15 protein-coding genes are annotated in these 13,971 nt (G+C 72.8%); 6 read left to right on the forward strand and 9 right to left on the reverse strand.

What is annotated here, in order from left to right; genetic code table 11:
* Window positions 1-98: 98 nt before the first annotated feature.
* From glnII to ACFCV8_RS31655, 3 genes are all read right to left on the reverse strand, one after another.
* Window positions 99-1,133, reverse strand: coding sequence for a glutamine synthetase (gene glnII / locus ACFCV8_RS31645; protein ID WP_376688927.1), 1,035 nt, complete (start codon window positions 1,131-1,133; stop codon window positions 99-101).
* A 213-nt stretch (window positions 1,134-1,346) separates the two neighbouring features.
* Window positions 1,347-2,498, reverse strand: a complete 1,152-nt coding sequence (locus tag ACFCV8_RS31650; protein ID WP_376688928.1) for a hypothetical protein — start codon at window positions 2,496-2,498, stop codon at window positions 1,347-1,349.
* Window positions 2,495-3,988, reverse strand: coding sequence for a hypothetical protein (locus tag ACFCV8_RS31655; protein ID WP_376688929.1), 1,494 nt, complete (start codon window positions 3,986-3,988; stop codon window positions 2,495-2,497). Before ACFCV8_RS31655 ends, ACFCV8_RS31650 begins: the two co-directional genes overlap by 4 nt.
* 235 nt (window positions 3,989-4,223) lie before the next feature.
* Between ACFCV8_RS31655 and ACFCV8_RS31660 the strand changes: the two genes are divergently transcribed.
* The gene (locus ACFCV8_RS31660; protein WP_376688930.1) at window positions 4,224-5,135 is read left to right on the forward strand and encodes a Gfo/Idh/MocA family protein; all 912 of its coding nucleotides are present in this window, start codon (window positions 4,224-4,226) and stop codon (window positions 5,133-5,135) included.
* 126 nt (window positions 5,136-5,261) lie between these two features.
* Here ACFCV8_RS31660 and ACFCV8_RS31665 read toward each other — a convergent pair whose 3' ends face one another.
* Window positions 5,262-5,756, reverse strand: a complete 495-nt coding sequence (locus ACFCV8_RS31665; RefSeq protein ID WP_376688941.1) for a MarR family transcriptional regulator — start codon at window positions 5,754-5,756, stop codon at window positions 5,262-5,264.
* 87 nt (window positions 5,757-5,843) lie between these two features.
* Between ACFCV8_RS31665 and ACFCV8_RS31670 the strand changes: the two genes are divergently transcribed.
* Window positions 5,844-6,698, forward strand: a complete 855-nt coding sequence (locus ACFCV8_RS31670) for an alpha/beta fold hydrolase (protein WP_376688931.1) — start codon at window positions 5,844-5,846, stop codon at window positions 6,696-6,698.
* 14 nt (window positions 6,699-6,712) lie between these two features.
* On the opposite strand, the gene ACFCV8_RS31675 is transcribed toward ACFCV8_RS31670, so the two are convergent.
* A complete protein-coding gene (locus ACFCV8_RS31675) occupies window positions 6,713-7,072 on the reverse strand; it encodes an arsenate reductase family protein (RefSeq protein ID WP_376688932.1) in 360 nt (119 codons plus the stop codon).
* A 130-nt stretch (window positions 7,073-7,202) separates the two neighbouring features.
* Here ACFCV8_RS31675 and ACFCV8_RS31680 point away from each other — a divergent pair, with 130 nt between their 5' ends.
* Window positions 7,203-7,472, forward strand: a complete 270-nt coding sequence (locus ACFCV8_RS31680; protein ID WP_376688933.1) for a hypothetical protein — start codon at window positions 7,203-7,205, stop codon at window positions 7,470-7,472.
* A gap of 67 nt (window positions 7,473-7,539) precedes the next feature.
* Here the strand turns inward: ACFCV8_RS31680 and ACFCV8_RS31685 are convergent, their stop codons facing one another.
* Window positions 7,540-7,974 carry a hypothetical protein gene (locus tag ACFCV8_RS31685; protein ID WP_376688934.1) on the reverse strand — a complete coding sequence of 145 codons (435 nt, stop codon included), beginning with the start codon at window positions 7,972-7,974 and terminating at the stop codon, window positions 7,540-7,542.
* A gap of 143 nt (window positions 7,975-8,117) precedes the next feature.
* On the opposite strand from ACFCV8_RS31685, the gene ACFCV8_RS31690 reads away from it, so the two are divergent.
* A complete protein-coding gene (locus tag ACFCV8_RS31690; protein ID WP_376688935.1) occupies window positions 8,118-8,603 on the forward strand; it encodes a hypothetical protein in 486 nt (161 codons plus the stop codon).
* A gap of 92 nt (window positions 8,604-8,695) precedes the next feature.
* Here ACFCV8_RS31690 and ACFCV8_RS31695 read toward each other — a convergent pair whose 3' ends face one another.
* Together ACFCV8_RS31695 and ACFCV8_RS31700 are read right to left on the reverse strand one after the other, a co-directional pair.
* Window positions 8,696-8,863: a hypothetical protein gene (locus tag ACFCV8_RS31695; protein WP_376688936.1), complete on the reverse strand. Its 168-nt coding sequence runs from the start codon at window positions 8,861-8,863 to the stop codon at window positions 8,696-8,698.
* Between the two features lie 186 nt (window positions 8,864-9,049).
* Window positions 9,050-10,462, reverse strand: a complete 1,413-nt coding sequence (locus ACFCV8_RS31700) for a hypothetical protein (RefSeq protein WP_376688937.1) — start codon at window positions 10,460-10,462, stop codon at window positions 9,050-9,052.
* A 191-nt stretch (window positions 10,463-10,653) separates the two neighbouring features.
* Between ACFCV8_RS31700 and ACFCV8_RS31705 the strand changes: the two genes are divergently transcribed.
* On the forward strand, window positions 10,654-11,616 hold the full coding sequence (locus ACFCV8_RS31705; RefSeq protein WP_376688938.1) for a hypothetical protein: 963 nt from the start codon (window positions 10,654-10,656) through the stop codon (window positions 11,614-11,616).
* 185 nt (window positions 11,617-11,801) lie between these two features.
* On the opposite strand, the gene glnA is transcribed toward ACFCV8_RS31705, so the two are convergent.
* A complete protein-coding gene (glnA, locus tag ACFCV8_RS31710) occupies window positions 11,802-13,211 on the reverse strand; it encodes a type I glutamate--ammonia ligase (protein ID WP_376688939.1) in 1,410 nt (469 codons plus the stop codon).
* A 243-nt stretch (window positions 13,212-13,454) separates the two neighbouring features.
* Between glnA and ACFCV8_RS31715 the strand changes: the two genes are divergently transcribed.
* Window positions 13,455-13,922: an RDD family protein gene (locus ACFCV8_RS31715; RefSeq protein ID WP_376688940.1), complete on the forward strand. Its 468-nt coding sequence runs from the start codon at window positions 13,455-13,457 to the stop codon at window positions 13,920-13,922.
* The last annotated feature ends 49 nt before the right edge of the window (window positions 13,923-13,971 follow it).

Below are 13,971 nucleotides of genomic sequence, written 5' to 3' on the forward strand. Positions count from 1 at the left end.
CCCGGTCCAACCGCCCGTGCCTGTACTTGGGTTGCCCGGCGCACGCGGATGGGCGCCCACCCGGACGGATGGGCGCCCCCGCGGGCGACGGGCACCGGTCAGACCTGGCCGGCCTTCTCCAGCGCGGCGCAGCAGGTGTCGGTGATCAGCCGTGTCACGACGTACGGGTCGACGTTGGCGTTCGGGCGGCGGTCCTCGATGTAGCCCTTGCGGTCCCGCTCGACCTGCCAGGGGATGCGGACCGAGGCGCCGCGGTCGGAGACGCCGTAGCTGTACTCGTTCCACGGGGCCGTCTCGTGCAGACCGGTCAGCCGGTCGTCGATGCCCGCGCCGTAGTTCTTGACGTGGTCCATCGGCTTCGAGCCCTCGCCCAGCGACTCGCACGCCGTGATGATCGCCTCGTAGCCCTCGCGCATGGCCCGGGTGGAGAAGTTGGTGTGCGCGCCCGCCCCGTTCCAGTCGCCCTTCACCGGCTTCGGGTCCAGGGTCGCCGAGACGTCGAACTCCTCGGCGGTGCGGTACAGCAGCCAGCGGGCCACCCACAGCTGGTCGGAGACCTCCAGCGGGGACAGCGGGCCGACCTGGAACTCCCACTGGCCGGGCATGACCTCGGCGTTGATGCCCGAGATGCCGAGCCCCGCCCGCAGACAGTTGTCGAGGTGCTTCTCCACGATCTCCCGGCCGAAGATCTCGTCGGAGCCGACACCGCAGTAGTAGCCGCCCTGCGCGGCCGGGAAGCCGCCCTCGGGGAAGCCGAGCGGCCGGTGCCCGGCGAAGAAGGTGTACTCCTGCTCGATACCGAAGACCGGCTCCTGACCGGCGAACTGCCCGGCCACCTCGCGCAGCGCGGCCCGGGTGTTGGACGCGTGCGGCGTCATGTCGATGTCCCGGACCTCGCACAGCACGAGGATGTCGCCGCCGCCCCGGATCGGGTCCGGGCAGCTGAACACCGGCTTCAGCACCAGGTCGGAGGCGCGCCCCTCGGCCTGGTTGGTGCTGGAACCGTCGAAGCCCCACAGCGGCAGCCCGGCCACCTCGGACGAGGCGTCCCCGGCCAGGATCTTCGTCTTGGAGCGGAGCTTGGCGGTCGGCTCGGTGCCGTCGATCCAGATGTACTCGGCCTTGAACGTCACGGAAGCCATCCTTTGCGGTGCTGTGGTCCTGCGGTCCTGCGGTGCTGCGGTCCCGCGGTCCGGTGTCTGCTCCGCAGCTTCGCAAGCCGCGATTTCCCGGCCGTTGCCCGGATGTGAACCCCGTGTTACCGGGATTTCCGCCCCGTTTCGTCAAGGTTTCCGCCCGGCGCCACCGAATCTTCCGCCCCGGGTCACCGAGCCGCGTGCCCCGGGTCACCGGTTCTTCCGGCCGGGGAACGAACGGCCCCGGTCCCGCAGCAGCGACTCGAAACCGGCCGCCCGGATGCGGCGCACCACCTCCTCCTCGGTGGTGCCCAGCGCCTCGGCCGCCCCGGCGATCCGCCAGTCCGCCGCGGCCAGCCGGTGCAGCAGATGCCCCCGCCTGACCTGCGCCTCCGACAGCCGGAACGTCTTCAGATACGCAACCTGCCCCTTGTGGCCGGTGATCGTCTCGCCGATGTGCTGCCCCGCCCCGCCCGGCCGGAACGGCGGCAGGAACCGCCAGAGCGTGAACACCCCCATCCGGTACACCCGGTCGAAGGCGTACGACGTGTCCAGCAGCTCGCCCGCGAACAGCGTGTCGTGCGCCTCGGCCCACTCGCGCTCGCGCTCCCGCGCAGCCGCGCGCAGCCCGGCGAGCGAGACCGGCCCCGGGCCGTCCGGGATCCGCGCCGCGAACTCCGGCACCGGGGCGCCGTACAGCGCGTACTGGTGGATCAGCTCGCCGTACAGGTCCTCCACCAGCGAGGGGTGCAGCAGCCGGTAGTCCTCCGGATGCGGTACGACGAAGGCGGCGGCCAGTGCGTCGGCCGCGTACACCATCACCCCGCACTGACCCGGATGGATCTCGAAGACCCGCAGCGCGTCTCCGAGCCCGCGCACCGACCAGCCGAGGTACGCGTCCTCCGCGCGCGGCGACAGCCCGTCGCGCAGCGCCTGCCGCGACCACTCCTCCCAGGCGGTGGCGGGCCCGCCGAAGTGCAGCGAGAGATAGCCCTCCAGGGCGAGATGGAGCGGCAGGAACCGCAACCGGTCGCCCGGCCGCCGCTTGGCCATCCGGTGATGGCGGTGGCGCTGGAGCCGCGCCGTCCGGGGCGGCCGCCCGTCCGCCCCGCCGAGCTGCGTCCCGTACGCGGCGGACTGCTCGCCGTCGCCCGACCAGTCGGCCACGAAACCGTGCGGGATCACCGAGGCGTAGTGCGTGCGCGCCCCGAGGTCCACCACACCGGGGCCGTGCTCCGCGTACAGCTCCTCGTGCAGCCGCAGCCCCTCCACGGGCCGTTCGCGCACCAGCGGCACCAGCCGGATGCCGCCCCACACCTGCGCGGGCCGGGTGGTGAGGCCGGTCAGTTCGAGCCTGTTCACGCCGTCGCCCCCGCCCCGCCGCGGTGCGCGCCGTCCACGAACCGCGCCACCCGCCGGTCCAGATACGCGTACAGCGCAGCCGCCCCCGTACGCCCCTCGGCGAAGCCCGCCAGCTCCACCAGCGCGGGCAGGTCCTCCGCGTCCCGGATGCCCGCCGTGGGCACCTCCGGAGCAAGCCGCCGCACGTCGAAACCCTCCGCGTCGTATACGGGGTTCAGATGCACCACCGCCGTGCGCCGGTCCGGATCGAGCCGGGTCCGCCAGACCCGCAGCACCTCGCCCGCGAGCCCCGGCGGCGCGTTGTCCCAGCCGTCCGAGACGATGACCAGCCGGTCCGGGCCCAGGTCCAGGGCGTCCAGCACCCGCATGCCGAGCGGCGTCGGCCCCCACGGCCGGACCAGCAGCGGATCGGTACGGCCCGAGGTCCACAGCCCGGCGCACGCCCCCGGCGCGGCCAGCTGCTCCAGCAGGAAATGGCAGGCCAGCGCCACGGCGAGCGGCCGCCTCCGCTTCTCGCCCGAACCGGACGCGGAGTAGCTGTCGTCCAGCACGGCCGCCACCCGGCCCCAGCTCCCGGCGTGCGGGCCCGCCGCCCGCCGCGCCGCCGCGCGCAGCGCACCGGTCAGCTCCGCACGGCGCGCGCGCCGGTCCTCGAAGCCGAGCGACAGGACGTACAGGGCGAGCCGGGTCAGCGGCATCGCGGCCAGGTCCACGCCCACGTCGGCAGACCCGGTCCGGTCCCCGGCGGTGCGCTGCTCCAGGGTCCGCAGCCGCTCCAGCCGGGTCATCCGCGGCGCCATCGCCTCCAGGAACTCCGCACGCTCCGTGCCCCGCCGGGCGGCGAAGCCCTCGGCCACGGTGAACGGCAGTTCCGTGACGGCCCCCTGCTCGTGGTGGGCGCGCCGCCAGGCGTCCAGCAGCCGGTGCTCGTAGTGCTTGCGCCGCCCCGGCCGGAACAGGAAGTCGCCGAGCTCGCCGTCCGCCGCTCCGCCGTCCGCCGCGAACCCCAGGTGGGCGTGGCGGACGGCCGCCTTCAGCCCGGCGCGGTACTTCACCGCGTCGTGCGCCGGATCGGGCCGGGCGGCCAGCCAGTCCCGCATGATCGCGCGGGTGCGCCGGTTGTTCACCCCGGCCGTGCGCAGCGCCCGGAACAGCCGGTACACGCGCTGCGGCGGCAGCTTCGCCAGCCGGGCGGCGATCAGACGGCCCTCGACGCGCTTCTCCTCGGCGCTCGCGTCGGCGGCGTGCTCCAGCAGCCCGCGGACGATGAGCGCGGCGTTGTGGTCGTTGATGTCGAGGGCGAGCGCGGCCGCGTACACCCGGCGGTAGTTGACCCGTACGTACTCGTGGAGGAAGTCCAGCGAGAGCTGCTGCTGGTACGCGGTCGAGCGGAACTCGCGCTGACCGGTCGCGGTGATCGCCGCGTTGACGAAGAGGAGGACGTCCTCGGCCGCGACGAGACCGGCGTCGGCCCCGGCGTCGGCGTGCATCGTCTCTCCCCTTCCGTGATGTCGGGCGCCGGCCGGGGAATGGGGGCGCGAACAGCGAAATCACTGCTTCAGAGGCAAGTCCCGGAAGTCGCGCCGGAGTCCCGCGGCCGGCCCCGCCAACGTAGCCAGCGACACCGCCCGGCGCCAAACCGATACCGCGGTCGTCCGGCTCCAACAGGGGCGCGGACCGGCCGTAAATACGGGAGCGGACCGGCGGAACCGGCAGACTTGCCCCATGACGACACTTCCCGCGACCCCCCTGCGCATCGGCCTGGTCGGCACCGGACCCTGGGCCCGCAACACCCAGGCCCCCGCCCTCGCGGCCCACCCGGGCGCCGTACTGAGCGGTGTCTGGGGCCGCCGCCCCGAGGCCGCGCGGGAGCTGGCCGACGCGCACGGCGCCCCGGCGTACAGCGGAGAGGCGGGCATCGACGAGCTGTTCGCGGCCAGCGACGCCGTGGCGTTCGCCCTGCCGCCCGACGTCCAGGCCCCGCTCGCCGCCCGCGCCGCCGCCACCGGCCGCCATCTGCTGCTCGACAAGCCGGTCGCGACCGGCGTCGCGGGCGCCCGCGAGGTGGCCCGGGCCGCCGGGCAGACGGGCGTCTCCTCCATCGTCTTCTGCACGCTCAGGTTCGCGGTCGACACCGCCGCCTGGATCGACGAACAGGCAGCCCTGGACGGCTGGTTCACCGCCCGCGCCGAATGGCTCGGGTCCCTCTTCGCGCCGGGCTCCACCAGCGAGTACGCCGCCTCGCCGTGGCGCCAGGAGAAGGGCGGCCTGTGGGACGTCGGCCCGCACGTCCTGTCGGTGCTGATCCCGGTGCTGGGCGACGTGACCCGGCTGACCGCGGCCCGCGGCCCGTCCGGCACCACCCATCTGGTGCTCCGCCACACCTCCGGCGCCTCCAGCACGGTGACGCTCTCCCTGGGCGCCCCCGCGGCCGCCGCCGGTACGGAGATCGAGCTGCGGGGCGAGCAGGGCAGGGTGACGCTGCCCCGGTGGGGCGACGCGGTCGGCTCGTTCCGGTCGGCGGTCGACGCGCTGATCGAGTCGGTGCGTACGGGGCAACCGCACCCCTGCGACGTACGGTTCGGCCTGCGCCTGACGGAACTGCTGGCCGAGGCGGAGGCGCAACTGGCGCGATAGCCGGAGCCGGGCGCGGTCGGCTCGGCGGCGGGCCGGGGCAGGGCGGGGGACGCGGTCGGCTCGGTGGCCGGACAAGGCGCGGGCGCAGCTGGCCCGGCAGCCGGGGCCGGGGCGGCGGATGCGGTGTCAGGCCGTGGTGCCGGGGCCGGTGCCGGTGCCGGGGTCGGGCGGCGGGGGCGGCGCGGCGACCGCCCGGTGCGCGGCCTCCAGGAAGCGCCGGACGGCCGCCGCCCCGTCCCCGTCCAGCTCGCGCAGCACCCTCGTGGTGTCCTCGATCAGCGGACCGAAGAACGCCCGGCCCAGCTCCCGCGCGCGCGGCGTCACGCTCAGCAGCACCCGCCGCCGGTCCCGGTCGTCGCGGACGCGGCCGATGTGCCCCAGCCGCTCCAGTCGGCCGATGAGCGCGGTGGTGCCCGCGGAGTTGAGCCCGAGCTGCGCACCGAGCCACCCGGCGGTGGCCGCCGTACCGGCCCGCTCCGCGTCCAGCAGGCAGATCAGCGCACGGACATCGGTGCTGTGCATCCCGTGCAGACTCGCGAACTCGGCCTGACGAAGCCCGAATTCGACGGTCACCCTGCGCAGCAGGTGGACCAGCTCCAGCTCGGGCCCCTCGTCGGCCACCACGTCGCAACTCCCGGTCTTCCGCCCAGATTATCTCGCTCGGCGAGATAATATCGCCTCCCGGCACCCTACCGCGGAGGCACACCCATGACCGTCGGCACATCCTTCCGCGCGGCCTACGACGATGTCCTGGCCACCGCGTGGCCCGCCGCGACGACCCCCTCGGACCTCCCCACCCCGTACGGCACCACCCGGGTCAACAGCCACGGCCCCGAGGACGCCCCGCCCCTGGTGCTGCTGGCGGGCGGCGGCGCCACCTCCACCGTCTGGTACGCCCAGGCCGCCCACCTGGGCCGGACCCACCGGGTGCACGCCGTCGACCTCGTGGGCGAACCGGGCCGCAGCGTCGCGGGGCAGCGCCCGGTCCGCACCGCCGACGACCTGACGGCCTGGCTCGACGCCGTGCTGGGCGGGCTGGCCGCCGACCGAACCGCGCTGTGCGGGCACTCGTACGGTGCCTGGATCGCCCTTCGGTACGCCCTGCACGCACCCCGGCGCGTGACGAAGCTGGTCCTCCTCGACCCCACCCAGTGCTTCGCCGGATTCCGCCCCGGCTACCTGCTGCGCGCCCTGCCGATGCTGCTGCGCCCCGACGCGCGCCGGACCCGCGCCTTCCTGGCATGGGAGACGGGCGGCGCGGCGCTGGACCCGGCGTGGCTGCGGCTGCGCTGCGAGGCGGCCCGCTTCCCGTCCGCCCGTCCCGTCACCGGCCGCCGCCCCGCCGCCGAGGCCCTGCGCGGTTTCGACGTACCGACCCTGATCCTGCTCGCCGGGAACAGCCAGGTGCACGACCCGGCCCGCGTCGCCGCCGAGGCGGCCCGGCTGCTGCCGCGCGCCGAGACGTCGACGATCCCCGGAGCGACCCACCACACCCTGCCGCTGCACGGGCCGGAAGCCGCCGAGGTGAACCGCAGGATGGTCGGATTCCTGGCCGCCGGATAGCCCCCGCCTCCGCCTCAGCGGCTCAGCGCGTCCCGTACCGCCTCGTCCGTACGCGCCACCACGGCGCTGCCGTCGTCCGCGGTGATGATCGGGCGCTGGATGAGCTTCGGGTGCTCGGCCAGTGCCGAGATCCAGCGCTCGCGCGAACCGGCCTCGCGCGGCCACTCCTTGAGCCCCAGCTCCTTCGCGTCGGCCTCCTGGGTCCGGGTGATGTCCCACGGCTCCAGGCCGAGCCGGTCGAGCACGGCCCGGATCTCGTCCGGCGAGGGCACGTCCTCCAGGTAACGGCGGACGGTGTACTCGGCACCCTCCGCGTCGAGCAGCTGCACCGCGCCACGGCACTTGGAACAGGCGGGATTGATCCAGATCTCCATGGGGCCAACGGTACGCGAGGGATCGCCGAAAGCCCCTCGAAAGCCCGTCTGGCCAGGGCCGATTGTCAGTGCCCGGCAGTAAAATGGAGGCAGTTCGTGAGGGTTCCACGACCGTGCCGGGAGGATGTTCATGGCCGTTGCCGCAGTCACGACCAAGCCGCTCCACCAGCCCTTGATGAAGAAGCCGCTGCCCGCGGGCCGACCCCGCGAGTGGTACGTCTCGCACAACCGCCGCCTGAAGGCCATGCGGCTCGCGATAGCCCTGCTCGACGCGGGGGTCTACTACCCGTCGACGGCGACCAACGCGAAGATACGCACCACCGCCGAGCGCGTCGGCATCCACCCGCCGTCCGACACGACCTGCCGCATGGTGCGCGCCCTGATCCGCTACGGCCGCTGACGGCCGCGCCCGCGCCCCCGCGCCCCCGTGTCCTCGTGCGCGGGGGCGCGGGCACGCACGGACCCGTTCAGAAGCCGTCGCAGCTCGCCGTGGCGAAGGCCCCGGACGCCGTGGCCGCACGGACGGGCCCGCCGTCCACCCGTACGGTGCAGGACGCCTCGCCGCCCGACGCCCCGAGGGTGACGGTGAAGGAGCCGCCGCTCATGAAGCCCCTGGTCCGGGTCTCCCCGGTCCACGGCAGCGTACGCAGCCTCAGCCGCGCGGCCGAGAGGCCGCCCTCCTGCCAGGACGGGTAGGTGACGGTGACGTCCTCGGCGGTCCCGGTGACCCGGTAGGTGATCAGACGCGCCCGCGTCCCGTCCCGCGACAGCGCGGCGGCGGTCAGCACGACGGCCGCCGCGCCCCCGGCGGTCAGCGCGAGCACCACCACCATCAGCACCCAGGGCCACCGCCGCCGGGGCCGCCCCGCCGCGGGGTCACCGCCCGGCCGCCCGTCGTCCATGCCCCCAGCCTCGCCCGCCGCCCACCGCCCCGCGAGCCGGGCCGCCCTCCCGCCACCCGACCGGCAGACACGGCGGTGCGCCGCGCCCCCTCGCCCCGTTCACTGGGCAGGAGACCCCGAGGAGAGCGACCGCTGGAGGCACGATGACCGCGAAGGCCACCCGAGGACTGTGCGCCGCACTGCTGACGACGACCGTGATCGCGACGGCCGCCGCCTGCTCCGACGGCGGCACCGGCGCCTCCGACACCGCGTCCAGGGCCGCCTCCGCCGCGGCGTCGGCGGCCTCCCGCGGCGCCGACGTGGTGGCCTCGGCGACGGCCGCCGCGGGCGAGAAGCTGAAGAACTTCAAGAACGGCGTCGACGCCACCTCCGACGTCGAGCTGTCCTCCCCGGACGTGGCCGCGGACGGCCGCACCACCACGGAGGTCACCGTCGACAACAGCACCGACGCCACGAAGTCCTACGCGATCCAGGTCAACTTCCGCGACCCGAAGGGCAAACTGCTCGACGTCGTGGTGGTGACGGTCGACGACGTCGCCTCCCACACCTCCAAGAAGGCCACGGCCCGCAGCAACCGCAAGCTCTCCGGCGAGGTGAAGGCCGAGACAGGGGCGGCCCTGCGGCACTGACCCACTCCGGAAGGAGTCCCGGGATCAGGGCCGGACCGGCATCGACCAGCAGTTGGAGACGGCCGGACACCCGCCCCACGCCCCGGGAGGCCCTAGTCCTCGTCCGGGGCGTGGTCACTGCGGCGCAGCTCGTCCTGGACCCGCCGCCAGGCACGGATGATCGGAGGCACTTTCGACAGCACCTCGCTGACCTGTGTCAGCAGCAAGGTGAGGCAGCCGAACGACGCGAGAACGAGAAGGGTCACCCGGTCCCAGCTCACCGTGCGGCCTCCACTTCCCGGGCACTCGGCCCGGTCCGGCACGACGTGATCAGGAATGCGGCGGGTTCACCGCCACAAGGGCCCGGACGGATGGGGCCGAGGACTCCGGCCACGGCCCGGGACCTCCCGGCATTCCGCGTCCCCCGTCGGCACAGCCGGTTTCGCGGCCGGCGGGGCCGTCGGCGGCTAACCGAGCCGGGCATGACGGACGAGCCACCCGAGGGCGTTCACTCCCAGCCGGTCCGGCCCCTGGAGCAGCGCGGTCTCCACGGCACGGAGGTCGGTGAGCTCCGCGGGCGCGGACAGCCGGTCCAGCGAGGCGAGACGCGTCATCACCGCGTCGACGACGCCGGGCCAGCCGGGCATGCCGAAGTGGTCAGTGGCGTGGAAGGCGGCGGTGAACGCCCGGTGCAGAAGGGCGTCGCGCCAGCCCTGCCGGCGCATCAGCTCCTCGGTGATCCCGACTTGTTCCTCGATGTTCCGGACGAAGTCGGCGATCGGCCCGGACGCGGCGCGCAGCGTGAAACGGGAGCCGCCCGCCCACGGGAGGTCCAGGTCCGAGGCGACGGCCGTGAACGCACCCAGTCGTCCGGGCCCGCCGTCACGGGCGGCGACGAGTGCCTTGCGGGCCCGACGGTACAGGTCGACGCCCTGCGCGAAGACGTCTCCGGCGTCCGGCCCACCGGGGGCCGCGCGGATCGCGTCGAGCGGTTCGTTCAGCAGGGCCGCGGCGGCCAGCCCGGCGGCCGCCGCACTCAGCAGCACTTCCGGGGCGGCGGGGTCGATTCCCAGACGGGGGAGCACGGCCGAGGCATGCTCCCCCAGCTCGGGGAACAACGGGGGCGGCTCCCCGGGCCCGGGAGCGAAGAGTGCCGCGAGCCGCGGGGACAGGGGAGCCGGGCCGGGCTCCTCGATGGAGATGCCGTGCTCCAGGAGGTCCTCGAAGACGGCGTCCGGTCCGCAGTCGATGTGTGACGTGTCATGCCGGCCCGAGCAGTCCTCGGGGCACTCCAGCTCCTCGCACATCTCCGGTTCCTCCGGCTGTGCCTCGTTGATCAGGTGGTAGACGAGCCTGTCGGCGACGGCCGCTCGGGCAGCGATCATGGCGCTGCCCATCAGCATCTCCGCGTTCCTCAGCGGGTGATCCTCCCGGTCGACCGGAACCGGGGGCTCCGGGGCGTCGGGTATCCAGGTGTGGGCCGACTCCAGCGAGACCGACAGCCAGGCGATCCGCAACGGCGGGACCTCCTCGTTCCCGGCCAGCTCGGCGACTTCCTCCGCGGCTCGCCGGACCGCGTCGAGCCGGGCCGTGTAGTGGTCGCGGACCGATTCCCACGCCTCGGAATCCTTGCGGACCTGCTCGGCGTTCCGTGCCAGACCGGCGTCCCGGGCCTCCCGCGCCCGGGTGACCAGTCCGCTCAGACACGGGCGGCACCCGGAGGGACCACTCTCCGGGTCGGGGCCGAGCGGCACCGCCCCGAGTTCGCGGCCGAACGGGGCGCCGCACACGCAGCAGTCCAGGTTCGCCAGCTGCCGGCCCGTCGGTACGGCGGGCAGGGCGGCACGGATCGTGCCGTGCGCGTAAGCAGGGATGTGCACGGGGCGAACTCCTCGGATGTCGTGCTCCGCTGGTGTTTCCACCATGCTCACCTGGGCGTTCAGCCGTTAGACACCAAGCGGGGGATGGGGCCACGAACTTGACGGAAGCTGACTGCGGCGTGGACCGCGGCAGTGAAACTTGACACCTGCGGCCGGAGCGCGTTCGCCGGCCCCGAGCCTGGAGGATCCACGTGGAAGAGACCCCGGACGAATCACGGCCGGAGAGCCGGCACCAGGAGCTGGCCGACGCGTTGCGGGAACTGCACCGGGCGGCAGGCCGGCTGAGCTCCCGGAAGGTGAGCGCGCTGATCCGTGAGCGGGAGGACGCGCTGTCCGGACCCAGTCACGAGACCGTGCGGTCCGCGATCAACGGAAAGCAGATGCCGCGCTGGGAGACGGTGCACGACATCGTCATGGTGCTGGCGGGCCTGTGCAGCCCCCCTCGGGACGAGGAGACCGAGACCGGAAGGTTCCTGCTGCTGTGGCGGGCGGTCCGCGAAGGGGAGAAGGGTGCCCGGAAGTCGTTCCAGGAACTGGCCAACAGTGGCTGGGGCGGTGAGGACGGCAGGTGGACGCCGGAGATGGTCATGGGCATCCTGGTCAACCCGTTCAGCGCCATCCGGATCGCCCCGGGGCTCGCCGTCCCGCACGAAACGATCATCTCCGAGGACACGTGGATCCGGGCGATGGAGAAGTTCATCGAGGAGGACGGGGCCGAGCATGCGCTGAGGATCCTGCTGCACACACTGAAGGGCGACTACATCGGAGCCGTCGAAGGCACGCCGTTCGGCTACCAGAACATGGACCGGGAGGCGATGGACGCGTACGCGGCCCTCCAGTACGGCTGCCGGGAAGTGCGCCGCCGCCTGCGGGCGGAGCCCAATCTCCTCGCGGAGTCGATTCGCGCGATGCGGGCCGACGAGACGATGGACCGGGACGACCGGGCGGAGATGCTCGAGAACGAGTCGGATGCGAGCCTGATGAGAGAAGTCATGATCGTGACCCCGGACACCTGGGACGAAGTGTCCGAGGACGCCCAGCGCATGGTCTCCGGCTATCTGATCAAGCAGATAGGCCCGCCCGGCCCGCTCGGTCTGCCGGACGCGGATCGCTTCCCCATCGTCTGGCGCATCCCCGAACCCGCTGCGGAGTAGCCCGCGGCCCGTGCCTGCCCGGGACGCCGGCCGGTGGCACAGGACCGGGCGGGGGCGGCGGGAAGAAGAAGAGCGGTGGCCGTCACCCCGTGGGGGGTGACAGCCACCGCTTCGGCTTCATGCAGCTTCCGACCCGCACAGACGCCCGGAGGCCGGATGGCGTTCCTGCGGGTGCGGAGTGCGCTTTAGAGGTCGAAGTACAGCTCGAACTCGTGCGGGTGCGGGCGGAGCTGGATCGGGGCGATCTCGTTGGTGCGCTTGTAGTCGATCCAGGTCTCGATCAGGTCGGAGGTGAAGACGCCACCGGCCTGGAGGTACTCGTTGTCCGCCTCCAGCGCGTCCAGGACGGCCGGGAGGGAGGTCGGGACCTGCTGGACGTTGGCGTGCTCCTCGGGAGCCAGCTCGTAGAGGTCCTTGTCGATCGGCTCGGCGGGCTCGATCTTGTTCTTGATGCCGTCCAGGCCGGCCATCAGGAGCGCCGAGAAGGCCAGGTACGGGTTGGACGACGGGTCCGGGGCACGGAACTCGACGCGCTTGGCCTTCGGGTTCGAGCCGGTGATCGGGATACGCATCGCGGCCGAGCGGTTGCGCTGCGAGTACACCATGTTGACCGGGGCCTCGAAGCCCGGGACCAGGCGGTGGTAGGAGTTCACCGTCGGGTTGGTGAAGGCCAGCAGCGACGGGGCGTGCTTCAGGATGCCGCCGATGTAGTAGCGGGCGGTGTCCGAGAGGCCCGCGTAGCCCTGCTCGTCGTAGAACAGCGGGTCGCCGCCGGCCCACAGGGACTGGTGGACGTGCATGCCCGAGCCGTTGTCGCCGAAGATCGGCTTCGGCATGAAGGTCGCGGTCTTGCCGTTGCGCCAGGCGACGTTCTTCACGATGTACTTGAAGAGCATCAGGTCGTCGGCCGCGGCGAGCAGCGTGTTGAACTTGTAGTTGATCTCGGCCTGGCCGGCGGTGCCGACCTCGTGGTGCTGGCGCTCGATCTGAAGGCCGCTGCGCTCCAGCTCCAGGGACATCTCGGCGCGCAGGTCGGCGAAGTGGTCGACCGGCGGGACCGGGAAGTAGCCGCCCTTGTAGCGGACCTTGTAGCCGCGGTTGTTCTCGACCGCACCGGTGTTCCAGGCACCCGCCTCGGAGTCGATGTGGTAGAAGCTCTCGTTCGCCGACGTCTGGAAGCGGACGTTGTCGAAGACGTAGAACTCGGCCTCGGGGCCGAAGTACGCGGTGTCGGCGATGCCGGTGGACGTGAGGTACGCCTCGGCCTTCTTCGCCACGTTGCGCGGGTCGCGGCTGTACTGCTCGCCGGTGATCGGGTCGTGGATGAAGAAGTTGATGTTGAGGGTCTTGTCGCGGCGGAACGGGTCGAGACGGGCGGTCGACAGGTCCGCGCGCAGCGCCATGTCGGACTCGTGGATGGCCTGGAAGCCGCGGATCGACGAGCCGTCGAAGGCCAGCTCCTCGGTCGGGTCGAAGGTCGGCGCCGGAACCGTGACGTGCTGCATCACACCGGGCAGGTCGCAGAACCGGACATCGATGAACTTGACGTCGTTGTCCGCGATGTACTTCTTCGCGTCGTCGGCGTTCTGGAACATCCAACTCCTCCTACTCCCGGCCCGGGCGGGACGGGGTTGCGGCTCGTGGTGCGGCCAGTGCGCCTGCACACGCTGGACATGACCATAGGCAGGCCGGATTTCTCAAGCATGACCCATTTGTTTCGCAGAAGTTAACCGGGGCGGGTGTGACCGGCGCCTCGTGAGCCGCTACGCACCCCGGTGACGGGCCCGTGGCGGCACCCGCCCGGCCTGTCGGAGGGGCGGGCGCAGTACCGTGTTCGGGTGGACAACAGGCAAGCAATCGGATCGTGGCTCTCCGGGCCGCGCGCGGCCGCCGAGGAGATGGGGGCCGATTTCGGCTACCGGGGCAAGCGGCTCGGCCTGCCCGAGCACGGTCCCGGTTCCGTGGCACCCCTCGGCCGCCGGTTCGGCGCGCTCTTCATCGACTGGGCGCTCTGCCTGCTGATCGCATACGGGCTGTTCGCCCGTGGTGACCAGCAGGCGGCCGGGAACTGGGCGCTGGGCATCTTCTTCGTACTGAGCGTGCTCACCGTCGGCACCATCGGCTGTACGCCGGGCAAGCGCATCCTGGGCACCAGGGTCGTCGCCGAGAACGGCGGCAGGCTGACGTTCGGCCGTGTGGTCGTCCGCAGCGCGCTGGTGTGCCTGGTGATCCCGGCCCTGGTCTGGGACCGCGACGGACGCGGTCTGCACGACCGGCTGTCCCGCTCCGTGCAGGTCCGTATGTAGGCCGTGCCACGAGAGACGGAAGAGGCGACAGAGAGGCGGGGTGCGAAAC

It is taken from the genome of Streptomyces sp. NPDC056347, assembly GCF_042262625.1.
GTDB lineage: Bacteria > Actinomycetota > Actinomycetes > Streptomycetales > Streptomycetaceae > Streptomyces.